Annotated in this window: 27 protein-coding genes; 7 read left to right on the forward strand and 20 right to left on the reverse strand. The window is 60.4% G+C overall.

The window, feature by feature from the left end:
- Positions 1–50: 50 nt before the first annotated feature.
- From LOY31_RS22335 to LOY31_RS22350, 4 genes are all read right to left on the reverse strand, one after another.
- Positions 51–1,064: an ABC transporter substrate-binding protein gene (locus LOY31_RS22335; RefSeq protein ID WP_258712225.1), complete on the reverse strand. Its 1,014-nt coding sequence runs from the start codon at positions 1,062–1,064 to the stop codon at positions 51–53.
- A complete protein-coding gene (locus LOY31_RS22340; protein WP_258712226.1) occupies positions 1,061–1,606 on the reverse strand; it encodes a sigma-70 family RNA polymerase sigma factor in 546 nt (181 codons plus the stop codon). Before LOY31_RS22340 ends, LOY31_RS22335 begins: the two co-directional genes overlap by 4 nt.
- A 127-nt stretch (positions 1,607–1,733) precedes the next feature.
- Positions 1,734–2,525 (reverse strand): phosphate/phosphite/phosphonate ABC transporter substrate-binding protein, encoded by a 792-nt coding sequence (locus LOY31_RS22345; protein WP_258712227.1) that lies wholly within the window; start codon positions 2,523–2,525, stop codon positions 1,734–1,736.
- Between the two features lie 7 nt (positions 2,526–2,532).
- Complete coding sequence (locus LOY31_RS22350) at positions 2,533–3,474, reverse strand: fatty acid desaturase (RefSeq protein WP_258712228.1); 942 nt, start codon at positions 3,472–3,474, stop codon at positions 2,533–2,535.
- Between the two features lie 337 nt (positions 3,475–3,811).
- On the opposite strand from LOY31_RS22350, the gene LOY31_RS22355 reads away from it, so the two are divergent.
- The gene (locus LOY31_RS22355) at positions 3,812–4,231 is read left to right on the forward strand and encodes a GNAT family N-acetyltransferase (RefSeq protein ID WP_258712229.1); all 420 of its coding nucleotides are present in this window, start codon (positions 3,812–3,814) and stop codon (positions 4,229–4,231) included.
- Here LOY31_RS22355 and def read toward each other — a convergent pair whose 3' ends face one another.
- From def to LOY31_RS22370, 3 genes are all read right to left on the reverse strand, one after another.
- A complete protein-coding gene (gene def, locus LOY31_RS22360) occupies positions 4,232–4,771 on the reverse strand; it encodes a peptide deformylase (RefSeq protein ID WP_007951144.1) in 540 nt (179 codons plus the stop codon).
- Between the two features lie 2 nt (positions 4,772–4,773).
- Positions 4,774–5,724 carry a YihY/virulence factor BrkB family protein gene (locus LOY31_RS22365; protein ID WP_085606556.1) on the reverse strand — a complete coding sequence of 317 codons (951 nt, stop codon included), beginning with the start codon at positions 5,722–5,724 and terminating at the stop codon, positions 4,774–4,776.
- A gap of 177 nt (positions 5,725–5,901) precedes the next feature.
- On the reverse strand, positions 5,902–6,093 hold the full coding sequence (locus tag LOY31_RS22370) for a CsbD family protein (RefSeq protein WP_102687273.1): 192 nt from the start codon (positions 6,091–6,093) through the stop codon (positions 5,902–5,904).
- 197 nt (positions 6,094–6,290) lie between these two features.
- Here LOY31_RS22370 and LOY31_RS22375 point away from each other — a divergent pair, with 197 nt between their 5' ends.
- Positions 6,291–6,668: a hypothetical protein gene (locus tag LOY31_RS22375; protein ID WP_007951149.1), complete on the forward strand. Its 378-nt coding sequence runs from the start codon at positions 6,291–6,293 to the stop codon at positions 6,666–6,668.
- Positions 6,669–6,836: 168 nt separating this feature from the next.
- Here LOY31_RS22375 and fadD1 read toward each other — a convergent pair whose 3' ends face one another.
- Together fadD1 and fadD2 are read right to left on the reverse strand one after the other, a co-directional pair.
- A complete protein-coding gene (gene fadD1, locus LOY31_RS22380) occupies positions 6,837–8,534 on the reverse strand; it encodes a long-chain-fatty-acid--CoA ligase FadD1 (RefSeq protein ID WP_085606558.1) in 1,698 nt (565 codons plus the stop codon).
- A gap of 346 nt (positions 8,535–8,880) precedes the next feature.
- On the reverse strand, positions 8,881–10,569 hold the full coding sequence (gene fadD2 / locus LOY31_RS22385; protein WP_007951151.1) for a long-chain-fatty-acid--CoA ligase FadD2: 1,689 nt from the start codon (positions 10,567–10,569) through the stop codon (positions 8,881–8,883).
- Between the two features lie 247 nt (positions 10,570–10,816).
- Here fadD2 and LOY31_RS22390 point away from each other — a divergent pair, with 247 nt between their 5' ends.
- Both LOY31_RS22390 and LOY31_RS22395 read left to right on the forward strand, forming a co-directional pair.
- Positions 10,817–11,761 carry an alpha/beta hydrolase gene (locus tag LOY31_RS22390; RefSeq protein ID WP_258712230.1) on the forward strand — a complete coding sequence of 315 codons (945 nt, stop codon included), beginning with the start codon at positions 10,817–10,819 and terminating at the stop codon, positions 11,759–11,761.
- A 43-nt stretch (positions 11,762–11,804) separates the two neighbouring features.
- Positions 11,805–12,275, forward strand: a complete 471-nt coding sequence (locus tag LOY31_RS22395; protein WP_003227420.1) for a MaoC family dehydratase — start codon at positions 11,805–11,807, stop codon at positions 12,273–12,275.
- Between the two features lie 69 nt (positions 12,276–12,344).
- On the opposite strand, the gene LOY31_RS22400 is transcribed toward LOY31_RS22395, so the two are convergent.
- A complete protein-coding gene (locus LOY31_RS22400; protein ID WP_007951153.1) occupies positions 12,345–12,812 on the reverse strand; it encodes a PA2169 family four-helix-bundle protein in 468 nt (155 codons plus the stop codon).
- A gap of 205 nt (positions 12,813–13,017) precedes the next feature.
- On the opposite strand from LOY31_RS22400, the gene LOY31_RS22405 reads away from it, so the two are divergent.
- Positions 13,018–13,254, forward strand: coding sequence for a DUF3820 family protein (locus LOY31_RS22405; RefSeq protein ID WP_003213031.1), 237 nt, complete (start codon positions 13,018–13,020; stop codon positions 13,252–13,254).
- 30 nt (positions 13,255–13,284) lie between these two features.
- On the forward strand, positions 13,285–14,466 hold the full coding sequence (locus LOY31_RS22410; RefSeq protein ID WP_258712231.1) for an aminotransferase class V-fold PLP-dependent enzyme: 1,182 nt from the start codon (positions 13,285–13,287) through the stop codon (positions 14,464–14,466).
- On the opposite strand, the gene LOY31_RS22415 is transcribed toward LOY31_RS22410, so the two are convergent.
- From LOY31_RS22415 to zwf, 4 genes are all read right to left on the reverse strand, one after another.
- The gene (locus LOY31_RS22415) at positions 14,463–15,179 is read right to left on the reverse strand and encodes an intradiol ring-cleavage dioxygenase (RefSeq protein ID WP_085606566.1); all 717 of its coding nucleotides are present in this window, start codon (positions 15,177–15,179) and stop codon (positions 14,463–14,465) included. The two genes, LOY31_RS22410 and LOY31_RS22415, sit on opposite strands and share 4 nt — an antisense overlap.
- Positions 15,180–15,347: 168 nt before the next feature.
- Complete coding sequence (locus LOY31_RS22420) at positions 15,348–16,013, reverse strand: bifunctional 4-hydroxy-2-oxoglutarate aldolase/2-dehydro-3-deoxy-phosphogluconate aldolase (RefSeq protein ID WP_011335602.1); 666 nt, start codon at positions 16,011–16,013, stop codon at positions 15,348–15,350.
- Between the two features lie 17 nt (positions 16,014–16,030).
- Positions 16,031–16,744: a 6-phosphogluconolactonase gene (pgl, locus tag LOY31_RS22425; protein WP_085606568.1), complete on the reverse strand. Its 714-nt coding sequence runs from the start codon at positions 16,742–16,744 to the stop codon at positions 16,031–16,033.
- A complete protein-coding gene (gene zwf, locus LOY31_RS22430) occupies positions 16,731–18,197 on the reverse strand; it encodes a glucose-6-phosphate dehydrogenase (protein WP_011335604.1) in 1,467 nt (488 codons plus the stop codon). The genes pgl and zwf overlap by 14 nt, the downstream gene beginning before the upstream one ends.
- A gap of 226 nt (positions 18,198–18,423) precedes the next feature.
- Here zwf and LOY31_RS22435 point away from each other — a divergent pair, with 226 nt between their 5' ends.
- On the forward strand, positions 18,424–19,284 hold the full coding sequence (locus LOY31_RS22435) for a MurR/RpiR family transcriptional regulator (RefSeq protein WP_169842436.1): 861 nt from the start codon (positions 18,424–18,426) through the stop codon (positions 19,282–19,284).
- Between the two features lie 137 nt (positions 19,285–19,421).
- Here LOY31_RS22435 and LOY31_RS22440 read toward each other — a convergent pair whose 3' ends face one another.
- The 6 genes from LOY31_RS22440 to LOY31_RS22465 form a co-directional block, all read right to left on the reverse strand.
- The gene (locus tag LOY31_RS22440; protein WP_007951160.1) at positions 19,422–20,276 is read right to left on the reverse strand and encodes a D-hexose-6-phosphate mutarotase; all 855 of its coding nucleotides are present in this window, start codon (positions 20,274–20,276) and stop codon (positions 19,422–19,424) included.
- A gap of 116 nt (positions 20,277–20,392) precedes the next feature.
- Positions 20,393–21,739, reverse strand: coding sequence for a carbohydrate porin (locus tag LOY31_RS22445; RefSeq protein WP_085606570.1), 1,347 nt, complete (start codon positions 21,737–21,739; stop codon positions 20,393–20,395).
- A 132-nt stretch (positions 21,740–21,871) separates the two neighbouring features.
- Entirely contained in the window at positions 21,872–23,032 is a 1,161-nt protein-coding gene (locus tag LOY31_RS22450; protein WP_085606573.1) for an ABC transporter ATP-binding protein, read from the reverse strand.
- 2 nt (positions 23,033–23,034) lie between these two features.
- Positions 23,035–23,880, reverse strand: a complete 846-nt coding sequence (locus tag LOY31_RS22455) for a carbohydrate ABC transporter permease (protein ID WP_007951164.1) — start codon at positions 23,878–23,880, stop codon at positions 23,035–23,037.
- Positions 23,873–24,781 (reverse strand): carbohydrate ABC transporter permease, encoded by a 909-nt coding sequence (locus tag LOY31_RS22460; protein WP_007951166.1) that lies wholly within the window; start codon positions 24,779–24,781, stop codon positions 23,873–23,875. Before LOY31_RS22460 ends, LOY31_RS22455 begins: the two co-directional genes overlap by 8 nt.
- A 93-nt stretch (positions 24,782–24,874) precedes the next feature.
- The gene (locus LOY31_RS22465) at positions 24,875–26,176 is read right to left on the reverse strand and encodes an ABC transporter substrate-binding protein (protein ID WP_007951167.1); all 1,302 of its coding nucleotides are present in this window, start codon (positions 26,174–26,176) and stop codon (positions 24,875–24,877) included.
- Positions 26,177–26,208: the final 32 nt, after the last annotated feature.

The raw sequence follows: 26,208 nt of genomic DNA on the forward strand, positions 1-26,208 counted from the left end.
CTTGCTCGCGAAGACGGAGTAACAGCCGCTACAGAAATATCAGAAAAGAACTACAGACTCCCGCTCACCTTATTTGCCACATCACCCGGCACCCAGGGCTTCCACACTTGCGGCTGGTCGCGCAGAAACGCTTCGGCGACCTGGCGTGGTTGCTGGCGCTTCTCGCTCATCCCGGCCAGGGTCTGGTTCAGCAGATCGATCGGCAAATCGACTTTTTCAAAGAACGTCACCAACTCCGGGTACTGCGCCTTGAACGGCGCCGATACGCCAATCGCCAGGCTCGCCGGCATCGACCGGGTGCCTTTCGGGTTGGGGTTGTTGGCATCGGCCAGGGTTTTCCAGGCTTCGGCATCGAACGGCGGCTCCTCCAGTTTCACCAGTTTGAAGCGACCGAGCAGCGGCGTCGGCGACCAGTAGTAGAACAGCACCGGTTTGCCGCGCTTGATCGACGACGCCACCTCGGCATCCAGCGCCGCGCCGGAGCCGGTGCGGAAGTTGACGAAGCTGTCGTTCAGCGCATAGGCCTTGAGCTTCTGGCTGTTGACGATTTCCGAGGTCCAGCCGGTCGGGCTGTTGAGGAAACGCCCACGGCTCGGGTCTTCCGGATCCTTGAACACATCCTTGTAGCGCGGCAGGTCGGCCACCGATTTCAGCTCCGGCGCCAGCGGTTTGATGCCGCGCTCGGGGTCGCCCTTGATCACGTACTCCGGCACCCACCAGCCTTCGGTCGCGCCCTTCACGGTGTCACCGAGGCCGAACACTTTGCCCTCGGCGGCAGCCTTGACCCACGCCGGACTGCGCCCGGCCCACTCTTCGCCGATCACCTGAATATCGTTTTTCGCCAGCGCTGCTTCCAGGCTGACGGTGCTACCCGGCAGCGTATCGGTCGGGTAGCCGTAGCCTTTTTCGACGATCAGACGCAGCACTTCGGTGATGAAACTGCCGCTTTCCCAGGTGATGTCGCCGAAGTGGATCGGCGCGGCTTTTTCCGCTGCCACAACGTGGCCGGCAGTCAGGGTCAGGGCCAGCAGCGAACTGCCGAGCAGGGTTTTGATCGATCTCATGCGGACCTCTTGTTCTGGGAGGAAATCAGGGTTTGGTTGGCGCTATGGCGGTTGCACAGGGCCTGGGAACGGGTCATGTACATGCTCACCGAACGCTGGGAGATGCCCAGTTCGGCAGCGATTTGCGGGTAGGTCAGGCCGTCGAGGCGCGCCAGCAGAAAGGTCGAGCGCACCTTGCCCGGCAGGCGCTGGAGTGTCCGGTCCAGATGCTTGAGGCTCTGCGACAGGTCAGCGAGTTCTTCGGGAGACGGCGCGTGATCGAGGTCGCCTTGTTGCAGTTGATTCAGATGCCGACGCTCCAGATCGCCCCGCCGCCAGCGCTCATACAGCAAGCGTTGGGCAATGGTGGTGAGCAAGGCGCGAGGTTCGCGGATGGCGGTCAGGCCCGGCGCTTCGAGCAGTTGCGCGAAGGTTTCGGCGGCGATGTCTTCGGCCGTGGCCGCATCATTCGATTGCCGACGAAGACGTGTGCACAACCACTGGTAATGGTCGCGAAACAACGTGTTCACATGATTGCGATGGGATGAGTCGGCGCCGGACATGGGGGCTCCTTGGTAAAGGGTCGCTGAATGTCCGGTCGTCCGGTGGCGCGATCCTAGCAAGGTGCCTTATGCGTTAAAAATACTTAAAAAGAATTTTTATATTCCATTAGTGAATTACAAGAAGCCGCTAGCGCAAGCGGCCATAACCCAGCTCTTCGGCCTCGCGCTGGTAATCCAGCAGGACGAGGTAATCGCTTTCGCTGACGGGCAGGACCTCGGGCAAACCGAGGATGCGGGCCACGTCCGGCAAGTCTTGAAGGCTGCGGTTCATGGCCCGGCGCAGGTGTTCAATCTGCTCGTCCGTCGTGCCGGCTGCGGTGATAAAGGGCAAGGTCGGGCTGAACGCACTGCGCGCCACAACCCGCAACCCGCTGACCTCTACGGCGGCGTACTGCGCCAGGTACGCAAAGGTCACGCTGTCGACGGCCGCCAGATCGGCACGGTCTTCGCGTAACCAGCGCAGGCTTTCGCGATGACCGCCACTGATGCCGACCGAGGCGAAAAACTGGCCGTCCCGGTGCAATGGGGCCAGGCGCTGGCGCAACAGGTTCATGCCGCTGTTGGAATCTTCGCTGTTGATCACCCCACGACTGTCGAAGAACTCCGCCAGACTGCGGCGCGGATCATCGGCGCGGGCAAGGATCAGGCTGCAATGGTTGCCGGCGCTGGCGTCGGGCAATTCGTAGCGCGGACGGCCGACAATCCTGACCTGCCCACGCAGCGCGGTCATCAACGGATAGCCGCAGGTCTGGGTCAGCAGCAACTCAGGCGAACGCCAGAGTTCGAGCAGCGACAGGCCGTCGGCATCGAGCCGCGAACGGCCGAGGTGTTCGAGGATCCGCGCCAGCCACTGCTCGTTCGCCGCGCGAATCGGCTCGGGGGCGATGTACATCAACAGCTCTGCGTAACCTGACGTCATGGTCGCCTCAAATAAACGGATGCTGCGGGCTGTCGATCGGCTTGATGCCGTGCTGGCGCCACAGTTGCCCATAACCTTGCACCAGAAAACCGCCGCTGCGTGCCACCCATTGCTCCCGGCGCATGCGGTAGGCCTCGGGCAAGTCGTACCACGAAAGCTTCGGCAAATCGTGATGCACCAGATGGAAATTCAGGTTCAGGAACAACCAGCGCCACGGCCATCCGGCTTCGTTGAGCACCGTGCGCTGCTCCGGTTGCGTGTGCGGCCGGTGTTCATAGTAAGAGCGAACCATCGCAATCGACAGCGCCGGCACGCTGATCAAAAACAGGTAATGCCAGATCGGCAACACGCTGTAGCGGGCGATGAAAAACAGCATCAGCACGGTCAGGGCGCCGTGGGTCAACCACATCAGCCAGGCCTGACGCTCGCGGCTTTTCAAGCGTTGCAGTTCTTCACCCGCCAGCGCCAGCAACGCCAGCGGCGCGCCAAGAATGAAGCGGCCCAATACGGTCTTGTTCAGCCAGTGCAGGCTACGTTCGAACAGCGAACTGCCCTGCCAGCGTTCGGCACTCAGGTAACGGCTTTCGGGGTCGATACCGGGAATCGTCAGGTCTTCGTCGCGATGGTGCTGCAAATGGCTGTCGCGATAGAGCGTGTACGGATACCACACCGCGAATGGCGCGTAGCCGAGGACTTTGTTGACGAAGGTCCAGCGTGTCGGATGACCGTGGAGCAATTCGTGCTGCACCGACAGCCACAGTACCAGCAGCGGAATCAGCAGCAGCGTGCTCCACCAGACGCCGAGCCGTTCGCTGCCCAGCACAATCGCGAACCAGCCGCCGTACACGCCGATCAGCAGCAGCCAGGTCGGCCACTCGGTGCGGGCGGTGAAGCGCTGGCGCAGGGTTTCGATTTGCTGACGATGCTGATCGTCAAAGTAATGGGCCATGGCGTTGCTCGGAAAAGGAGTCCATTCCTTCTGTGCAACGACAACGGAGATTCTTGCAGATTATTTTTGCAGGCTGATTTCAAGGACAAGGCGGGAGCCCGGATCCGGGCTCCCGAACGGCGTGATCAGTGGCCAAAGATGTCGACTTTCTTCGCCCTTTTCTCGTGGCGTTTTTCGATGGCGGTCTTGGCCGGTTTCTTCTTCGCGGCTTTCTTCGAATCCATACCTTTGGACATGATGCGTACTCCACTCAGAGGGGATGTGAGATCAGGTATACACCTATCCCGGCGGGCACGTTGTTTTATAATCCGCGGCTTTTGCACCGGCAGTCCGATTCATGACCGACATCCGTTTCAGCCAGCTCGACGACCTGTCCTGGCCCTTGATGAACAAGTTCTACCGCCAGCATCAATCGTCGATGAAAGCGGTGCGCGAGGCGCAATTGTGGGTGGCGCGGCGGGAGGAAATCGTGGCGGCGCTGTGCCTGCGACCTGTGTTCGGCGGGCATTGGCTGACCGGGCTGTTTGTTGATCCGGCCTGCCGTGAACAAGGCATCGCCGCGCAGTTGATTGCCGAAGCCGTGAAGGACGTCGAGGCCCCGGTGTGGTTGTTCTGCCACCCGGACTTGCGCGGTTTCTACGAGCGGCGCGGCTTCACTTTCGACCCCGCCCTGCCCCAGGCCATGGCCGAGCGCTTGAGCCGTTATGCGCGGAGCAAACCGATGATTGCCATGGAGCTGGCACCGCGCCTGGGCTAGTCAGTCGTCAGCGTTGGGATCGAGGTCCGGAAACATCACCTCGGTGAAACCGAACTTGCTGAAATCGGTAATGCGCGACGGGTACAGGCGCCCAATCAGGTGATCGCACTCATGCTGCACCACCCGCGCATGGAACCCCGAGGCCACACGCACAATCGGCTCGCCCTTGGGATCGACGCCTTCGTAACGAATCTGCTGATAACGATCCACCGCGCCCCGCAGGCCGGGCACCGACAGGCAGCCCTCAAAACCCTCTTCCATCAGCGGGCTGAGCGGCGTGATCAGCGGGTTGATCAGGATCGTCTGCGGCACCGCTTCGGCGTCCGGGTAACGCTCGCTGTGCTCGAAGCCGAAGATCACCAGTTGCAGATCAACGCCGATCTGCGGCGCGGCCAGGCCGACCCCGCCGACGCTTTCCATGGTCTGGAACATGTCGTCGATCAGTTGCCACAGTTCCGGACTGTCGAGCATTTCGGCGGGCACTGGCGGAGCGATGCGCAGCAGGCGTTCGTCGCCCATCTTCAGGATTTCACGGATCATGATCAGGCTTCGTCAGTGTTCGGCTTGAGCGAGTGATCGCGCCCAAGGCCGGAAACGTGTTGTTTGGGATGTTCATCGAGTTCGCCGGGGACTTTCTCGCCCGGATCCTTGCCCTCGCTGGACATGTGTTCGATCACCGCATTCATCTCTGCGCCGAGCAACAACACGGCGGCGGAAATGTAGAAATACAACAACAGCACGATGATCGCACCGATGCTGCCATACATGGCGTTGTAGTTGGCGAATGTCTTGACGTAGAACGCGAACCCCAGGGACGCGATGATCCATACCACCACCGCCAGCACCGAGCCCGGCGTGATGAAGCGAAATTCCTGTTTGACGTCGGGCATCACGTAGTAGATCAACGCCACGGCCACCATCATCAGGATCACGATCACCGGCCAGCGGGCGATCGTCCACAAGGTGACGATGACTTCTTCCAGCCCGACCTGCGCGGCGATCCAGCCCATCACCTGCGGCCCGAGCACCATCAGCGCCGCGGCCACCAGCAACATGCCGGCGATGCCGACGGTGTAGATGATCGACAGCGGAAAGCGCTTCCAGAGGGGCCGGCCCTCGACCACGTCGTAGGCGGCGTTCATCGCGCTCATCATCAGGCGCACGCCGGCGGACGCGGTGTACAGGGCGATGACGATACCCACCGAAAGCAGGCCGCCCTTGGATTGCTGCAGTTGATCGATCACCGGGTTGACCTGTTCCAGCGCCTGGGGCGGCAGGACCAGTTCCGATTGCAGGCGCAGCCAGGAGAAGAAGTCCGGCAGGTGCAGGAAACCGATCAGGGCAATCAGGAACAGAATGAACGGGAACAGCGAGAACAGCATCTGGTAAGCCAGTGCCGAGGCATAGGTCGACATCTCGTCGTCGACGAATTCAGTGACCGTGCGCACCATCACCCGGTGCAGGGGCAGACCTTTCATGTCCGGAAAAATCATTCGCGTCTCCTTTCGCCGCAAAACAGGTTGAAGTCGTGGCGACTCAGGGGCCGTTTTTCTCTCATCAAAGTAGCTTACTTGGCGACTTTGAAACACTGTGATCCGTGACCGCATATGAACGGGACACGAAAACGGCCATCCTTGGATGGCCGCTTCGTTGTTTCGTTCAAGGCTCTATCAAGCCTTGTCGACGCCTTTCTTGACCGCGTCCTTGGCTTTGCCCACCGCTTGCTGGGCCTCGCCTTTCTTCTCTTGCACTTTACCTTCGGCCTGCAGTTTGGTGTTGTCGGTGGCTTTGCCGACACCTTGCTTGATGTTGCCGACGGCTTCGTTGGCCATGCCTTTCACTTTATCGCTCGTGCTACCCATGGTGATTCTCCTTGGAACATTAACGGGGAAAGTCAGTACGTAATGATTGACTGGCCCGGTTTGCGCCAAGTTTCATTTATTTTCACGGCTTCATTTCGTCGCGACGTGCAGGTTGGGCTTTATGTTTGCGACCGTACCCCCGAGAATGCCCACCATAAGGGCGCCACGCGCCACAGAACCGATCCCGCAGGAATGTTATGAAACTCGATAAAAAGCAGGCCATCGCCCGTCGCAACCAGGAACTGGGCGGTGCCGTGCTCGGCACCAACAACTGCCACTTCGCCGAACTGAACCGCAACCGCAACATCTGGTGGTTCGACTTGCCGGTGTCGCGCCTGGCGATCGGTCAGTACGAGTGGATTCACCTGTTGATGCACACCCCGGCCACCGACGAACTGCTGCACCTGAAAGTGCCGACCGTGTTCCTTCGCGAGAAGCTCGAAGGCCTGGTGATCCGTAACGAAGGCAAGCGCAAGGCTGCCCTGAGCCTGGAACTGAGCGCCGACAAGGACTCGTACCTGCAGGACATGCGCCCGGCGGGCACCAATGTGAACTTCGCGCCGTTCCGCCAATAAGACACTCACGCTGATCGTTCCCACGCTCTGCGTGGGAATGCCGCCCCGGACGCTCCGCGTCCAGCACGGCAGGGACGCAGAGCGTCCCGGGATGCGTTACCACGCAGAGCGTGGGAACGATCAAGCGGTAAACCAACAAAAAGCCCCGCATCTGCGGGGCTTTTTGTTTTATGCGGCGCTTTTCGCCTTGATCTTCTTCAGCTCTTCGTCGCGCAGTTCGCGGCGCAGGATCTTGCCGACGTTGGTGGTCGGCAGTGCATCGCGGAACTCCACCGAACGCGGAACCTTGTAGCCGGTGACATTGGCGCGCATGTGCTCCATCACCTGTTCCTTGGTCAGGGTGACGCCCGGTTTGGCGACGATAAAAATCTTGATCGCCTCGCCCGATTTCTCGTCCGGAATGCCAATGGCCGCGCACTGCAACACGCCCGGCAGGGCCGCCAGCACATCTTCCAGTTCATTCGGGTACACGTTGAAACCGGAGACCAGGATCATGTCTTTCTTGCGATCGACGATGCGCATGTAGCCGTCCGGCTGGATCAGCGCGATGTCACCGGTTTTCAGCCAGCCTTCGCTGTCGAGCATTTCGTCGGTGGCTTCCTGACGCTGCCAGTAGCCCTTCATCACTTGCGGGCCCTTGACGCACAGTTCGCCGATTTCGCCCAGCGGCTGCTCGACACCGGCATCGTCGATGACTTTGCACAGGGTCGACGGCACCGGAATGCCGATGGTGCCGATCTGGATGTTCTGGATCGGGTTGACCGTGGCCACCGGGCTGGTTTCGGTCATGCCGTAACCTTCGCAGATCGGGCAACCGGTGACCGCTTTCCAGCGCTCGGCTGCTGCCAGTTGCAGGGCCATGCCGCCGGACAGGGTGACTTTCAGCGCCGAGAAATCCAGCTTGCGGAAACCTTCGTTGTTGCACAGGGCCACGAACAGCGTGTTGAGGCCGACGAAGCCGCTGAACTTCCACTTCGACAGTTCCTTGACCATCGCCGGCAGGTCGCGCGGGTTGCTGATCAGGATGTTGTGGTTGCCGATCAGCATCATCGCCATGCAATGAAAGGTGAACGCATAGATGTGGTACAGCGGCAGCGGGGTGATCAGGATCTCGCAACCTTCATTGAGGTTGGAGCCCATCAGCGCCTTGCACTGCAGCATGTTGGCAACGAGGTTGCGATGGGTGAGCATCGCGCCCTTGGCTACGCCGGTGGTGCCGCCGGTGTATTGCAGCACCGCAACATCGCCGCTGTCCGGGTTGGCTTCGGCGACCGGCTGACCCTGGCCCTTGCTCAGCACGTCGTTGAACTTGACGGCTTTTGGCAGGTGATAGGCCGGAACCATTTTTTTCACGTACTTGATGACGCTGTTGATCAGCAGGCGCTTGATCGGCGGCAGCAGGTCGGCGACTTCGGTGACGATGACGTGTTTGACGCCGGTTTTCGGCACCACGGCTTCGGCCAGGTGCGCCATGTTCGCCAGGCACACCAGCGCCTTGGCACCGGAGTCGTTGAATTGGTGTTCCATTTCCCGCGCGGTGTACAGCGGGTTGGTGTTGACCACGATCAGCCCGGCGCGAATGGCACCGAAGACGGCGACCGGGTACTGCAACACGTTGGGCAGTTGCACGGCGATTCGATCACCGGGCTGCAAATCGGTATGCTGTTGCAGATAAGCGGCAAACGCACCGGACAATTCGTACAGTTCACCGTAAGTGATGGTCTTGCCCAGGTTGCTGAACGCCGGTTTGTCGGCGAAGCGTTGGCAGGATTGCTTCAACACTGCCTGAATATTCGGGTACTCGTCTGGATTGATGTCGGCAGCAATTCCAGCGGGGTACTTATCCTTCCAAAAGTCTTCGATCATGGAAGCCCACTCCTCAGCAACGCGAATTCAGCACCGCATTTGATGCGATTATTATTGGTGTTTGTTTATTGGTGAGTCTGGCTTTTTACAAGGCCGAGAAGTCACAAAGCGCGCCGAGAGTAGCAGCTTTGCCAAGGGTCGACTAGAGCCAAAAGCGGCCCCTACAGTCATTTTCATGACTCAAGAACTACTGGCAGTCATTTTAGAGCAAAAATCCTATAACACCTTGAAAGTCCCGGTTTTCAGGGTCTGTAAACAAAAAATCGCGAGCAGGCTCGCTCCCACAGAATCATCGATGACCCTGTGGGAGCGAGCCTGCTCGCGATTGTGCGAAGCGCAGTTCCTTTTAGGCGATATCGCGCAACTCTCTGCGCAGGATTTTCCCGACAGGCGTCATCGGCAACGACTCACGCAGCACGATGTGTTTCGGCACCTTGTACGCCGTGAAATTCTCTTTGCAGTAAGCCTTCAGCTCTTCCAGGCTCACGCCGGTTTCCCGCGCCACCACAAACAGCTTCACCGCCTCGCCGGAACGTTCGTCCGGCACGCCGATCACTGCGCAGTTGGCGACTTTCGGGTGAGCCATCACCACGTCTTCGATCTCGTTCGGATACACGTTGAAACCCGAGACGATGATCATGTCTTTCTTGCGGTCGACGATGCGCACGAACCCGTCCGGGTCGATCACCGCGATGTCGCCGGACTTGAACCAGCCCTCGGCATCCAGCACCTCGGCCGTAGCCTCGGGTTTCTGCCAGTAGCCCTTCATGATCTGCGGGCCCTTGATGCACAACTCGCCACGCTCACCCAGAGGCTGCTCGACGCCGTCGTCATTGATGACTTTCAAGCGGGTGCCCGGTACCGGCAGGCCGACCGTGCCGATCCGCGACAGCTCGCCGTACGGGTTGGTGCAGGCCACCGGCGAGGTTTCGGTCAAACCGTAACCTTCGGTGATGCGGCAACCGGTGATCTGCTCCCAACGCTCGGCGGTGGCCTTGACCAGCGCGGTGCCGCCGGAGTTGGTGAGCTTGAGCGTGGAGAAATCCAGGGTCTTGAAGTCCGGATGATCCATCAACGCGACAAACAGCGTGTTGAGCCCCAGCAGCGCCGAAAACTTCCAGTTCTTCAACTCCTTGATGAAGCCGCCGATGTCACGCGGGTTGGTGATCAATACGTTGTGGTTGCCCGACACCATCATGCACATGCAATTCGCGGTGAAGGCATATATGTGGTACAGCGGCAGCGGCGCGATCATCACCTCCTGCCCTTCGCGCAGCAGCGGCTGGCCGTCGCTGCCGAACTGACCGAGACAGGCGCGAACCTGCTGCATGTTCGCCACCAGATTGCCGTGGGTGAGCATCGCGCCCTTGGCCAGGCCGGTGGTGCCGCCGGTGTATTGCAGGACGGCGATGTCGTCCAGGCCGACCTTCAACGGCTTGATGCCCAGGCCCCGGCCCATGCGCAGCGCACTCTTGAAGGAAATCGCCTGGGGCAGCGAATAAGCCGGGACCATTTTCTTCACTTTGCTGACCACGGTGTTGACCAGCCAGCCTTTGGCGGTGGGCATCAGGTCGCCCATCTTCGCTTCGATCAGATACTGGATGTCAGTGTCCGGCAGCACTTCCTGGACCTTCTGGCCGAACATGTTCAGGTACACCAGCGCCCGGGCGCCGGAATCCTTGAACTGGTGACGCATCTCCCGCGCGGTGTACAGCGGGTTGGTGTTGACCACGATCAGCCCGGCACGCAACGCACCGAACACGGCAATCGGATAATGCAGGACGTTGGGCATCTGCACCGCGATGCGATCCCCCGGCACCAGATCGGTGTGGGCTTGCAGATAACCGGCGAACGCGGCGCTCTGGCGCTCCAGCTCGGCGTAGGTCAGGGTCACGCCCATGTTGCTGAACGCCGGGCGATCAGCGAATTTCTTGCAGGAACGCTCGAACACCTCGATCACCGACTTGAATTCACCCGCGTCGATGTCCAGGGGTACGCCCGCCGGGCGTTTGTCATTCCAGAAATCAGGTTGCATTGTTCTTGTCCTCTTTACCTGAGCCGATCCGGGGCCGCTTCGCTGTCATTTCTTTCTGTCCCTGAAAAAGCCGAGAGCAAAAAGCGGGGCTTCACGGACACTAGCAGCTATGGTCAATCAGGCAAATATGGGCAAGGTCGTCATTGATCGTGTGAATCTTCCTGCCGTGGCGTGAGCTGATCGGACGCGCTATACAATGCAACCTCTGCAAGACGCTTCAGCAAAACAGGCCGCAAAAGGAATCGCCATGATCCACGACACACTCTGGCTGGACGCGAGTGACCGCAGCCGTCTCTTCGTCAACCTGTGGCTGCCGAACGCGCCGCTGAAGGCGGTGATTCTGCTGGCCCACGGCATGGCAGAACACAGCGCCCGCTACGCACGGCTGGCAGAGGCGTTCTGCGCCGAAGGCTACGGTGTGTACGCGCTCGATCAGCGCGGCCATGGCAAAACTGCCGATCATGGGACGCTGGGGCATTTCGCCGATGATGATGGCTGGTGCAAGGTGGTTGGAGATATCGCGAGCCTCAACCAGTTCCTCGGCCAGCGTCATCCGGAGGTGCCGATCGTGCTGCTCGGGCACAGCATGGGCAGCTACATTGCCCAGGCTTATTTACTGCATCACAGCGCCAGCCTGCACGGCGCGATTCTCAGCGGCTCGAATTTCCAGCCGGTTGCGCTGTACCGAGCGGCCCGGCAGATCGCCCGGTTTGAAAAGCTGCGCCAGGGCGCCAAGGGCCGCAGCGCGCTGATCGAGTGGCTGTCGTTCGGCTCGTTCAACAATAAATTCAAACCGGCGCGCACCGCGTTTGACTGGCTGAGTCGCGACCCGGCCGAGGTCGACAAGTACGCCACCGATCCGCTGTGCGGCTTTCGCTGCACCAATCAACTGTGGATCGACCTGCTCGGCGGGTTGCAGCAAATCAGCAAAGCGTCCAATCTCGCCCAGATCGATCCGGGCCTGCCGCTGCTGGTGATCGGCGGCGAATGTGATCCGGTGAGCGAAGGCAAGCGTCTGACTGATCTGGCCAACGCCTTGCGCGCGGCCGGCAGCCAGAACCTGCAACTGAAGATCTACCCGCAGGCGCGGCACGAATTGTTCAATGAGAGCAACCGCGACGAAGTGACCGCCGATGTGCTGGCCTGGATCGACCAGGCCCTGAGCCATCGCCGGCCGCACCGCAGCGAATAATTTTTTTGTGGATTCATTTCATCCGTCACAGGAATTCAGACCCATGACCCAGGTTACCAACATCCCTTACGAAGCCCTCGAAGTGGGCCAGACCGCGAGCTACAGCAAGACCGTCGAAGAACGCGACATTCAGCTGTTCGCCGCGATGTCCGGCGACCACAACCCGGTGCACCTGGACGCCGAGTTCGCCGCCGCCAGCATGTTCAAGGAACGCATCGCCCACGGCATGTTCAGCGGCGCGCTGATCAGTGCCGCAGTAGCCTGCGAGCTGCCTGGGCCGGGCACTATTTATATCGGCCAGCAGATGAGTTTCCAGAAGCCGGTGAAGATCGGCGACACCCTGACCGTGCGCCTGGAAATCCTCGAGAAACTGCCGAAATTCCGCGTGCGCATCGCCACTCGCGTATTCAACCAGCGCGATGAGCTGGTGGTGGACGGCGAGGCCGAGATTTTGGCGCCGCGCAAGCAACAGACCGTTACCCTGCCGACGTTGCCGGCCATCAGCATCGGCTGATCGTCCTCGGTTAAATCCGGACACAAAAAAACGCCAGACCAGCTGGCGTTTTTTGTGGGCTTCGAACGCTTACGAGCGTGCGCGAGCCTGGTTACGCAGCGCCTTCACCTGATCGTGATTGCGTTGCACGCCGTGGTACTGGCGTTCGACCAGATCACGGATGCCGACCAGATTGTGCTTGTTGATCTTCTCGATCGCTTCACGATAAGCCTTCAGGGCGTGGTCTTCACCGCGCTCGGCTTCGTTGAGCACCGCTTCTTCGTCCTTGCCGGTGAACATCGCTTTGACGTCGACCCAACGACGGTGCAGATCACCGCTGACACTGGTCGAGGTTTCCGGATCGCCACCCATCGAACGCACGGCAGCTTGCAGCTCGGCCGCAGCGGTTGCGCAATCGGCGGAGCGTTTCACGAACAGGGTTTTCAGCTCTGGATGCTTGATGTCTTCAGCGCAGGTCTTGAACCCTTCCTGACCGTCCTTGCTGGTTTCGATCAGGTCGTTGAGGACGGAGATGGCTTCTTTATTCATGTCAGTCATTTTTCAATTCCTTGCGTGGGTGAAAGATGCAAGGAGTGTTGCAGTGGTCGTGCCAGCTTCCAGCAAAGAATTTAATCTTTGATTTTCAATAACTTACAAATACAACGAGAATCTGTATGCCTGTTATTTGCATGATCTGTCATTTGGCCTGCATGCAGAATGCCTGTATTTTCCGAAGTGTTTTCAAAGCCAGACGATTCCAACGATGAACCCTGAAAAGCTCGAACTGCTGATCACCCGCGAAATGCCTTTCGGCAAGTACAAGGGCCGGATCATTGCCGACCTGCCGGGCCCGTACCTGAACTGGTTCGCCCGGGAAGGATTTCCCCATGGCGAACTGGGCGGACTGTTGGCCCTGATGCAGGAAATCGATCACAACGGCCTGTCGGAACTGCTCGAACCGCTGCGCGCCAAACATGGCAAGCCTGCCCCGCGCCACTGAGGCGTCACCCTGATCCGAGTCGAGTCGACCATGCCCGATAACACCCGCCGCGCCAGAGACGAAGCCTTCTGGCAAACCTTCGCCGACCGTTACGACCGCCACCCCGGCCCCGTGAATCTGGAGAACGGTTACTTCGGGCGCATGTCGCGCACCGTGGTCGAGGAGCACCAGCGCAACATCGAGCTGATCAACAACAGCAACTCGATTTACGTGCGCCAGCGTTTCGAACAGCACGACAGCCTCGACATCCGCGCGCAACTGGCCGAGCTGATCGGCGTCCGCGCGCAAAGCGTGGCCTTCACTCACAACGCCACTGCCGGCCTGCAATCGCTGATCCGCAACTACAACCGCCTGCAGCCTGGCGATCAGGTGCTGATCTGCGATCTGGAGTACGACACGGTCAAGGGCGCCATGCGCTGGCTGGCAAAGCATCGCGGGGTCGAGGTGATCGAGATCGAGCACGCCCACCCCGCCACCTTCGACAGCCTGCTGGCCACGTACCGCGAAACCTTCATCCGCTATCCGAAGCTCAAGCTGATGGCCCTGACCCACGTCACCCACCGCACCGGGCTGGTGATGCCAGTGCAGGCCATCGCCGCGCTGGCCAACGAGCACGGCGTCGATATCATCCTTGATGGCGCCCATGCCCTCGGCCAGATCGAGTTCGACCTGGAAGCGCTGGGCATCTCCTTCGCCGGGTACAACCTGCACAAGTGGATTGGCTCGCCACTGACACTCGGTTTTCTCTATATAGCTCCGCAGCGTCTCGCCGACATCGACCCGGACATGGGCGAGATGCATTTTTCGACTGGCGATATCCGCTCACGCACGCCCTACAGCACGCCGAACATTCCAGCACTGATGACCCTGCCGTTGGTGTTCGAGGAACACCGCTCACTCGGCGGAGCCGCCGCCAAAGGCGCGCGGGTGAATTACCTGCGCAACCTGTGGGCCAGCGCCGTGCGTAACCTGCCGGGCATCGAAGTCATGACCCCGGACGATCCGCGTCTGTATTGCGGCATCACCTCGATGCGCTTTACCCGGCATGCCGACCAGCAGGCGATGGTCGAACGCCTGCTCAACGACTACAACCTGTTCACTGTCGTGCGCAACGGTGCTGCCTGCGGGCCGTGCATCCGCATCACGCCGTCGCTGACCACGACGGCGGCGGAAATTCAGTCGCTGATTCTGGCGCTGAACGAACTGCGTTAAACCGTGTACTTGTCGAAGTCCTCGGGCTTGATCTGCGACGACACCGCAAAGGTGTCGATGCCGATCGTGAGGTGGCCGAAGTAACCGTCCTCGTGAGAGTCGCGGCCGATCGGCCACACCGTCAGGGTCGACTCTTCTCCGCCCATGTTGGCGTAGTAGGCATCGTCGGCGTTGCACACCGGCAGCGAACTGCGCCCGCGATAGGCCTTGGCATTGAGCACGCCGCGAGAAACAACCTCCGGAAAATACAGCTGCCCGACCCAGGCCACATTGCGCTCCTCCAGGTATTCGTTGCCGGCGACGATGCGCACCGCCACGTGAACATGCAGAGCACGCCCGGCGTAGAAACCCGGATAGATCGTGGTGAAGCGCACCCTGCCCTTGTGGTCGCTGAACTGGCCGCCGCGCAGGTAGGTGTCGTCGTCGGTTCGCGGGATCGAGCCGATGTCCTCGACGTCGACTTCCACGTCCGGATTGATCCGGCTCCAGCCGGAATACGCGCCACGTGCGTTGCAGTGCCAGATATCCACCAGGGCACCGCTGACCGGCTCGGCGGTCATGGCATCGACGATGGTCAGGCGCAGCAGCAGCGGCAGGCCTTCGGCACCTTCGCTGATATTGCGGCGCAGCAGTTTGGGATTGCGAAAATAAGGCCCGGCGACTTGCTCGGGGGCCAGTTGATAAACCGATGGAGCTGAAGGCTGGTTATCCATGACGCGTTCTCTCTTCCTTAAGATGAACGCAGGTTAACGCCCCACGCAAAGGGAGGTGCGGTAACTATGTATCTCCAGATAACGAAGTTTTTTGCTGGCAAAAAAAACGGTGCACCGACCAAGCGCACCGTAAAGCCGTAGAACACACAACGAAGTGTAAGGTGAGGATCAGTCCAGCAGCGCCAACGCCTCGGCAGTGCATTCCTGAATGCGGGCCCAGTCGCCGTTCTTGATCCACTCGGGATCGAGCATCCAGCTGCCGCCCACGCACATGACGTTTTTCAGCGCCATGTAGCTCTTGATGTTGGCCGGGCCGACGCCGCCAGTCGGGCAGAATTTCACTTCGCCGAACGGGCCGCCAAGGGCCTTGATTGCCGCCACGCCACCGCTGACTTCAGCCGGGAACAGCTTGAAGCGGCGATAACCCAGGCCATAGCCTTCCATGATGCCGGAGGCATTGCTGATGCCCGGCAGCAGCGGGATCGGGCTTTCGACGCTGGCTTCCAGCAGGTCACGGGTGATGCCCGGAGTGACGATGAATTGCGAACCGGCGGCTTCGGCCGCAGCCAGCATGTTGCGGTCGAGCACGGTGCCAGCACCGGTCACCAGCTCCGGGCGCTGTTCGCGCAGGATCTGGATCGCCTTGAGGCCGAACTGCGAACGCAGGGTCACTTCCAGCGCGGTCAGACCACCGGCGGCCAGTGCGTCGGCCAGCGGCAGCACGTCCTGTTCGCGGGCGATGGTGATCACCGGCAGGATCCGCGCCTTGGCGCAGAGGCTGTCGATCAGGGCAACTTTGTCCGCCATGGAAACGGTCGGGGATGGGGTTGTCATAGCGGCTGTTCCTTGGCTCATGGGCACCAGTAAATCTCTAACGTAGGTTGCAGAAACGCGCGAACCGGCATGGCGGCGACGTCGTTGGATGCCAGTGCGGCATTCAGGGTGGTCAGTTTCGACTGACCGGAAATCGACAGAATCTTGTGCCGGGCCGAGGCCAGCAGTGCGCGGCTCATGGTCAGGCGCTGACGCGGCACGCTGGGCGCCAGCATCGGCCAGCAGCGACGGGTGCCGTCGGCTTGCAGGGCTTCGGCCAGGTTCGGGCTGTCCGGGAACAGCGACGCGGTGTGACCGTCATCGCCCATGCCCAGCACCAGCACGTCGATGGGCGGCAACTCGGCGAGCAAACGATCGGCCTGCTCCGCAGCCTGCTCGACGTTGGCCGCCGCGCTGTAAAGGCTGAGGAACTGCGCCTTGGCCGCCGGGCCCTTGAGCAGATATTGCTTGAGCAGACCGGCGTTGCTGTCGGCGTGTTCGACCGGTACCCAGCGCTCGTCGGCCAGGGTCACGACGACCTTCGACCAGTCCAGTTCCTGCTTGGCCAGGTGCTGGAAAAACGCCACCGGGCTACGACCGCCGGACACCACCAGCACCGCATTGCCACGTGCCGCCAGCGCTTCGCTCAATTGCTTGGCGACATTCAGCGCCAGGCCTTCGGCGAGCAGCACCGGGCTCTTGAATTCGCGGGCATTCACGCCCTCGGGCAGTTTCACATCAGATATCGCCATACCACGACCTCCCGTCCCGCGTGATCAATGCAATGGAGCTCATCGGCCCCCACGACCCGGCCGCATACGGCTTGGGCGCGTCACCGGATTTTTTCCACCCGGCGATCAGCTGGTCACACCATTTCCACGCGGCTTCGATTTCATCTTTACGGACAAACAGGTTCTGATTGCCGTTCATCACTTCCAGCAACAACCGTTCGTAGGCATCGGGGATCCGAGCGCTGCGCCAGGTGTCGGAAAAATTCAGTTGCAGCGGGCCGCTGCGCAGTTGCATGCCCTTGTCCAGGCCTTGCTCCTTGGTCATCACGCGCAAGGAAATGCCTTCGTCCGGTTGCAGGCGGATGATCAGTTTGTTGCTGATCTGCAGGCGCTGCTCGGGGGCGAAGATGTAGTGAGACGGTTCCTTGAAGTGGATGACGATCTGCGACAGTTTCTGCGGCATGCGCTTGCCGGTACGCAGGTAGAACGGCACGCCGGCCCAGCGCCAGTTGCGGATGTCGGCACGCAGGGCAACGAAGGTTTCGGTGTCGCTCTGGGCGTTGGAATTCGGCTCTTCGAGGTAGCCTGGCACGGACTTGCCTTCGCTGTGCCCGGCGATGTACTGGCCGCGCACCACTTGCGTGGTCAGGCCTTCCGGGCTGATCGGCGCCAGGGCCTTGAGCACCTTGACCTTCTCGTCGCGGATGCTGTCAGCAGACAGGTCGGCCGGCGGGTCCATGGCGATCAGGCAGAGCAGTTGCAGCAGGTGGTTCTGGATCATGTCCCGCAGCTGACCGGCCTTGTCGAAGTAACCCCAGCGGCCTTCGATACCGACTTTCTCGGCCACGGTGATTTCCACGTGGGAGATGTAGTTCTGGTTCCACTGGGTTTCGAACAGGCTGTTGGCGAAACGCAGGGCGATCAGGTTCTGAACGGTTTCTTTGCCCAGGTAATGGTCGATGCGGTAGGTGCGGTTCTCCGGGAAGAACTGCGCCACGGCGTCGTTGACCTTGCGCGAGGATTCGAGATCCGAGCCGATCGGCTTTTCCAGCACCACGCGGGTGTTTTCCGCCAGACCGACGTTCGCCAGGTTCTCGCAGATCGCGCCGTACACCGCCGCCGGGGTGGCGAAGTAGGCAATCATGCGTTGCGTGCTGCCGGCCAGTTCGGCCAGCGCCACATAATCTTCAGCCTTGAGGAAGTCGACGTGCAGGTAGGTCAGACGCGCCAGAAAGCGCTCGGCCACGGCCTCGTCCAGTTCCTTGCCCACGTAACGACGCAGCTCGGCGGCGATGAACGCCAGGTGCTGCTGCTCGGTGCCCGCCTCACGGGCCAGTGCGATAATGCGCGTGTCCTCGTGCAGCAGGCCGGCGCCATCAAGGTGATAAAGGGCAGGAAACAGCTTGCGCAGGGCCAGATCGCCCAAGGCGCCGAACAAGGCGAAGGTGCACGGTTCAACCGTAATCGAAGGCATGATGTTTGTTCTTTTATCAAGTTAAGCTACAAATACCTTTTTTCAAGGCATCACTCAAGGGAAAATGTAGTAATAACCACAACATTTTCGCAAAATACAGATTCCGAGTGGTGGTCGATCGGAGCCATCAGTAGGATAGGCCACCGTCACGGGCCACATCAAAGGCCCAATTTGCATAGCCGCGCGCTTATCGGCGCCGGTGAATCTAGGAATTCTTATGGACCGCGTGCGAAATTTACTGGAACAGATCCAGAGTCGCCTTGAAGAGCTGAACAAGGCCGAACGCAAAGTCGCCGAAGTGATCCTGCTCAACCCACAGCAGGCCACCCGCTTCAGCATCGCCGCCCTCGCCCAGGCGGCGTCGGTCAGTGAACCGACGGTCAACCGTTTCTGCCGTTCATTCGGCGTCAGCGGCTACCCCGAACTCAAGCTGCAACTGGCCCAGAGCCTGGCCAGCGGCGCGGCGTATGTCAGCCGCGCAGTGGAAGCTGACGACAATCCCGAGGCTTACACGCAGAAGATTTTCGGCAGTGCGATCGCATCCTTGGACAGCGCTTGCCAGGCGCTGGACCCGAACCTGATCAGCCGCGCCGTCGACCTGTTGATCCAGGCCCGGCAAATCCACTTCTTCGGCTTGGGTGCTTCGGCTCCGGTGGCTTTGGATGCGCAGCACAAGTTCTTCCGTTTCAACCTCGCGGTCACCGCCCACGCCGATGTGCTGATGCAACGGATGATTGCTTCGGTGGCGCACACCGGCGAGCTGTTCGTGATCATTTCCTACACGGGCCGCACCCGCGAACTGGTGGAAGTGGCGCGCATCGCCCGCGAGAACGGCGCTTCGGTGCTGGGCCTGACGGCAGAGAATTCGCCGCTGGCCAAGGCCAGTACGCTGAGCCTGAATATTCCGCTGCCGGAAGACACCGACATCTATATGCCGATGACTTCGCGGATCATTCAGTTGACCGTGCTGGATGTACTGGCGACGGGGATGACATTGCGTCGCGGAGTGGATTTCCAGCCGCATTTGCGCAAGATCAAAGAGAGCTTGAATGCTAGCCGGTATCCGGTGGGTGACGAGTTCAACTGATCCGAATTTTGGGCTGTATTGTCCGGCCTCTTCGCGAGCAAGCCCGCTACCACATTCGACTGTATTTCTCCAGATGGAATACAGTCACCTGTGGGAGCGGGCTTGCTCGCGAAGGCGTCAGCCAACTCACCGCAAATCTAGGCCGCAGCCCACGCCTGCAAACTCAAATGCGCCTTCTCCCCCGGCGCCAGATGCAGGCTGTCAGTCCCGCCCGCCGCCGCTTCAACACAGACAAATTCCGAAATCTCATCCCAGCTCACGCCCAGTAACGGCCGCGCACCCGGATGCCACACCACGGTGTCCGCGCTGTCACCGGTATCGATGCACAACTCGCGCTGCCAGGCGTGATCCTTGAGCTGCAATTCGCCGTCGTGCTGGAACACGCGCTGACAGCCACCATCGACCCGCAACTCGCCTTCCTGCTGGCAAATCTCACGGTTCAACTGGTCGTAACCCTGCGCCCCTTCGAGCCCAGACAGCGCTATCTCACTCACGTCGCCAATACGCCAGTAAGCGTGCAAAGCCTGGCTCAACTGGCACGGCATGTCGTCCTGATGCTCGGTGCTCAGGCGCAATTCCATGCGTTCACCGAGGTGCGCGTGCAGGTCCACCTGCCAGTCGCACAACTGCAATTGCCAATGCAGGCGCACGCCGTCATCGCCGGTGCTGCTGTCGAGCAGTTTCCAGTCCAGCAGGCGCGCCCAGCCATGGGACGGCCACGCGTTTTCGCTCGGGTGACGGCCATACCACGGCCAGCACACCGGCACGCCGCCGCGAATCGCGCCGACATGCGGCCATTTCGCCGCGCACCACAACCACGGTTTCTGCCCCCGCGGCTGAAAGTGCAGCAATTGCGCCCCCTGACGACTGAACACCGCCTGGCACAGCGGATGATCGATCACCAGCACATCGCGCATCTGATAGCGCTCCCAGGCGAACACCGGTCGTTCGCGCAGGGATTTGAAGAAGCGTTGCAGCGGATGCTCATGCATGGGCCACGGTTCCAGATTCAACTTTCATGGGCTGCGACACCCCTTTCCAAAAAAAAGCGGACAGCCTGGGCTGTCCGCAAATATGCGCACATAGAGAGGAGCTTATCGCAGACGCGTTAGAACGTAGACTGAATTTTCAGGCCAGCGACCAAAGCGTTATCCACTTCATCCACACCGCCCGGATGAGTGATGTATTGCAGGTTCGGGCGTACGGTCAGCCAGTTGGTCACGTGGAAGCCGTAGTTGATCTCGTAGTTGTATTCGGTTTCACGAATCGGCGAGAACACCGGATTGTCATAGTCCGAAACACCGTTGGCGACGTTGAGCAGCTCGGCGTTTTTCTTCACGTCATTGTTGACGTGAATACGTGCCGCACCGATACCGACGTCATCTTTCGGACGTGCGTCGAACGGGCCTTTGTACACAAACATCACGGACTGGTAGTTGTCGATGAAGTTGGTGTCCTTGTCGTGGAACGTGGCGTTGGCGGCAATGTTCAGACCACGGCTCTTGTCACCGTTGTGGCTGGTGAGTTGCTGCTGCGCAACGAACCAGTAACCGTGCTTGCTGCTGTGGGTGCGGTAGGCGTCACCGGTGGTTGCCGCGTCAAAACCGTTGACGTCTTCGCGAACGTCGTCGGCATCGGCCGTGCTTTTGTAGTAACCGACACGGTATTCGCCCGGCAGGCCGTTCGGGTTAGGCAACCAGACCAGCTCCACTGGCAACACGGTGCCTTTGGTACCGCTGCCGCTCAGCTTGAAGCCGTTGCCGTGTTCCAGTTGCGACGGGTTCTGGTTGTACGCACCGATCTGCGCGTAGAGCTCGTCGTTGATGTTGTACTTGACGCGAATGGCCGCCTGGCTGACCGGCCAGTTGTACCAGATGTTGGTCGCCCAGTTACCCACTTGCGAACCGCAGAACGCCAGGTTCTGGAACTCGCACGGGAAGGTGTTGAAGTCTTCGCCTTCGCCGAAGTAACCGGCCTTGATGTCGAGCTTGTTGTCGAAGAACTGGTGTTTGATCCACAACTGGGTCAGACGCACCATGTGGCCACGACCGTAGACTTCCTGCGAGGAGCTCAGGGTGCCGGCACGCGGATCGCCAACACGGTCGTTGGAAATGTTGTAGCCGTTACGGTTGGTGAACTGGATCTTGGCCTGAGTGTTGTCCCAGCCCCACAGTTTTTGCAGATCCAGCGCCACGCCCAGACCGAACTGGTCGGCGTAACGCGCAGTCTTGTCGTCGTTGAAACCGCCGTGAAGGTTGCCGCCCACTTCACCGACGTAGTCCATCTTGATGTCGATACCCTGCTCGATCAGCTTGGTACGTTCGCCACCCCAGTCCCCGGTCATCCACTCCGAATCGGAGCTGAACGCGTCAGCCGCGTGGACGCTACCGGCCAGCATCATTGCCGCAATCGCCGACAACTGACCGATACGCTGAGCGTTGTTGTTCTTCTTCATCCCTACATCCTCGTTTTATTGTTATTAACTGTTCTTCTTATCTAACGCGGTTTACATCTGATGCGGCGCGCGACAGGCCACGCACCGCGTGCTCCCTGCGGAAACGGGCGAGCCCGCTCCCGCATTTGTAGATCAGCGACCCTTGAACTGGGCCACGTTGGCGCTGTGCGACTCGGTTTTCGGCAGGCCTGCAACCCCCAGGCGCTCACCGGACTTGGCGTCGAACAGCAGCACTTTCGACGGATCGAATTGCAGGGTCAGGGTTTCGCCCACCTGCGGCGCCACGTCCGGCGCCAGACGGCAGCAGACCTTGGTGTCGTTGAGGTTGACGAACACCAGGGTGTCCGGACCGGTCGGCTCGGTGACCTGCACTTCCGCCTTGATGCTCGGCAGGCCGTTGCCCTCGCCGTAGGCCAGCGCGATCTGCTCCGGGCGCAGGCCGAGGATCACTTCGCGGTCTTCGAGACCGGCGTCCTGCATCGCCATCGGCAATTCGCAACGGGCCTGGCCGCTGTCGAGCAGCGCCACCAGACGGCCGTCCTTGCGTTGCAGGCGCAGCGGGATGAAGTTCATCGGCGGCGAACCGATGAAGCTCGCGACGAACAGGTTGGCCGGGTCGTTGTAGATCTCTTTCGGCGTACCGAACTGCTGGATGATCCCGTCCTTCATCACCGCCACTTTGTCGCCCAGGGTCATCGCTTCGATCTGGTCGTGGGTCACGTAGACCGTGGTGGTTTTCAGGCGCTGGTGCATCAGTTTCATTTCGGTGCGCATCTCGACACGCAGTTTGGCGTCGAGGTTGGACAGCGGTTCGTCGAACAGATAAATCTTCGGCCGACGCGCCAGGGCACGGCCCATCGCCACGCGCTGTTGCTGGCCGCCAGAGAGCTGGCCCGGCTTGCGATTGAGCAGGTGCTCGATCTGCAGCAGCTTGGCCACGCGGGCGACTTCTTCGTCGATCGCCGACTGGCTCATCTTGCGGATCTTCAGACCGAACTCGATGTTCTCGCGCACGCTCATGGTCGGGTACAGCGCGTAGGACTGGAACACCATGGCGATGTCGCGATCTTTCGGGCTCATGCCGCTGACGTCCTGGTCACCGATCATGATCGCGCCGCCAGTGATGGTTTCCAGACCGGCGATGCAGTTCATCAGGGTCGACTTGCCGCAGCCCGAGGGCCCGACGAGGATCAGGAACTCACCGTCCTTGATCGACAGTTCGATGTTCTTCAGGGTGTCCGGCAGTCCGGTACCGTAGGTCTTGTTTACATTGCGAAGTTCGAGCGTAGCCATGATTACCCCTTGACTGCGCCGGCCGTCAGCCCGCGCACGAAATACTTGCCTGCGACCACATAGACCAGCAGGGTCGGCAGGCCGGCGATCATCGCCGCCGCCATATCCACGTTGTATTCCTTGGCCCCGGTGCTGGTGTTGACCAGGTTGTTCAGCGCCACCGTGATCGGTTGCGAATCACCGCTGGAGAACACCACGCCGAACAGGAAGTCGTTCCAGATCTGGGTGAACTGCCAGATCAGGCAGACCATGATGATCGGGGTGGACATCGGCAGGATGATCTGGCGGAAGATCGTGAAGAACCCCGCGCCATCGAGACGCGCCGCCTTGATCAACGCATCTGGAATGCTCACGTAGTAGTTACGGAAAAACAGCGTGGTGAACGCCAGACCGTAGACCACATGGATGAACACCAGGCCGGTGGTGGTGCTCGCCAGGCCCATCTTGCCGAGGGTGAACGACGCCGGCAGCAGCACGGTCTGGAACGGCAGGAAGCAGCCGAACAGCAGCAGACCGAAGAACAACTGCGAACCGCGGAAGCGCCAGAACGACAGCACATAACCGTTCAACGCACCGATGGCGGTGGAGATGATCACGGCCGGAACGGTGATCTTGATCGAGTTCCAGAAGTAGCCGTCAACGGTGGCCCAGGCTTTCACCCAGCCGATGCCGCTGACCACGGTCGGCCAGCTCAGCAGGTTGCCGGTGGAGATGTCTTCCGGGGTCTTGAAGCTGGTCAGCAGCATGACCACCAGCGGTACCAGGTACAGCAGAACCGCAAGGATCAGCACCGCGTAGATCGCGATGCGACTCAGGCTGATGGCCGGTTTGGAGGCGAGACTAGTCATGACGCTTGGTCCTCAGCTCGGAGTACAGGTAAGGCACGATGATCGCGAGGATCGCACCGAGCATCAGGATTGCACTGGCCGAGCCCATGCCCATCTGTCCACGGCTGAAGGTGAACGAGTACATGAACATCGCCGGCAAATCGGAGGAGTAACCCGGGCCGCCGGCCGTCATGGCCGCCACCAGGTCGAAGCTCTTGATCGCGATGTGCGCCAGGATCATCACCGCACTGAAGAACACCGGACGCAGGCTTGGTAGCACCACTTTCCAGTAAATGCGCGGCATGCTCGCGCCGTCGATCTGGGCGGCACGGATGATCGATTGATCGACGCCACGCAAACCGGCGAGGAACATCGCCATGATGAAGCCCGAAGCTTGCCAGACCGCCGCGATCACCAGGCAATACACCACGCGATCCGGGTCGATCAGCCAGTCGAGACGGAAGCCTTCCCAGCCCCAGTCCCGAAGCAATTTGTCCAGGCCCATGCCCGGGTTGAGCAGCCATTTCCACGCCGTACCGGTCACGATCATCGAGAGCGCCATCGGGTACAGGTAAATGGTGCGGATAAAGCCTTCTCGACGGATTTTCTGGTCGAGGAAAATCGCCAGTGTCACGCCGATTACGAGGGTGATGCCGATGAACATGCCGCCGAACACGGCCAGGTTCTTGCTCGCCACCCACCAGCGATCGTTGTCGAACAGGCGCTCGTATTGCGCCAGGCCTGCCCACTTGTAGTTCGGCAGGAAGGTCGACGTGGTGAACGACAGGACAAACGTCCAGAGGATATAGCCATAGAAGCCCACCAGAACGATGAACATGCTCGGCGCCAGCACCAGTTTCGGTAGCCAGCGCTGCAATGCGTCGAACGGCGAGGCCTTGCTGAACACAGCAACAGAACTCATGGGAAGATCCAGTAAAGAAGATGAAGGACCGCTGCAAACTGCAGGCTTCAGGCCGATGCGCGACCTGAAGCTTGCAGCTGCTCTACGCTGGTGTTACTTGGCAGCCTTGATGGCAGTGCCGAGTTTCTTGGCAGCGTCGGCCGGGTCGGCTTTCGGGTCGTTGATGTAGTTGGTCACGACATCAAAGAACGCGCCCTGCACTGCCAGCGTGGTCGCCATGTTGTGCGCCATGCTCGGTTGCAGGCCGCCGTTCTTGGCGTCTGCCAGGAAGTCCTTGGCAGCGGTCTGGGCGCAGGAGTCGAAACCGTACTTGCCCATGTCGGCGAGCATGTCGTTACGCACCGGGATCGAGCCCTTGTTGATGCTGAAGACTTTCTGGAAGTTTTCACCCAGCACGACTTTGGCGATGTCCTGCTGACCGGCCGCGGTGCCCGCGTCCTTCTGCTTGAACACGGCCAGCGAGTCGATGTTGTAGGTGAACGCCTTGTCGGTGCCCGGGAACGCTACGCACTCGTAGTCCTTGCCGGCGACTTTCTTGGCGGCGGTCCATTCGGACTTGGCCCAGTCACCCATGATCTGCATGCCGGCCTTGCCGTTGATGACCTTGGCCGCTTCCAGGTTCCAGTCCTGGCCTTTGCCGTCCTGGTCCATGTAGGTCGCGACTTTCTTCAGCTCGGTCAGGGCCTTGACCATTTCCGGGCCGGTCAGGGCAGCGTTGTCCAGGTCGACCAGGGCTTTCTTGTAACCATCAACGCCCATCACCGACAGCACGACCGCTTCGAACACGGTGCTGTCCTGCCATGGCTGACCGCCGTGAGCCAGCGGGATGAAGCCCGCAGCCTTCAGTTTGTCGCCGGCGGCGTAGAATTCTTCGAGGGTGGTCGGGGCTTTTTCGATACCGGCTTTCTTGAAGACTTCCGGGTTGATCCACAGCCAGTTCACGCGGTGAATGTTCACCGGTACGGCCACGTAATCACCTTCGAACTTCACGGTGTCGGAGACTTTCTTGTCGAGCAGGCTGTCCCACTTCTCGGACTTGGAAACGTCTTTCAGGACGTCGGTGTCGAGCAGACCGGTCGACGCCCATTCCTGGATGTCCGGGCCTTTGATCTGGGCAACGCCCGGAGGGTTGCCGGCTACCGCGCGGCTTTTCAGCACGGTCATGGCAGTCGCACCGCCACCGCCGGCGACAGCGCCGTCTTTCCAGGTGAAACCGTCTTTCTCGACTTGTGCCTTGAGCACATCGACGGCAGCTTTTTCGCCACCGGACGTCCACCAATGCACGACTTCCACCGAACCTTTGGATTCGGCAGCGGAAACACTCAGGGGCAGCACAGCGAGCGGGAACAGGGAGGCGACAGAAATGACAGTAGCGAGGCGAGAAATCGCATTCATCTGAGATGTACCTTTCTTGTTGTTATGCATGC

The organism is Pseudomonas sp. B21-021 (assembly GCF_024749205.1).
Taxonomy (GTDB): domain Bacteria; phylum Pseudomonadota; class Gammaproteobacteria; order Pseudomonadales; family Pseudomonadaceae; genus Aquipseudomonas; species Aquipseudomonas paraglycinae.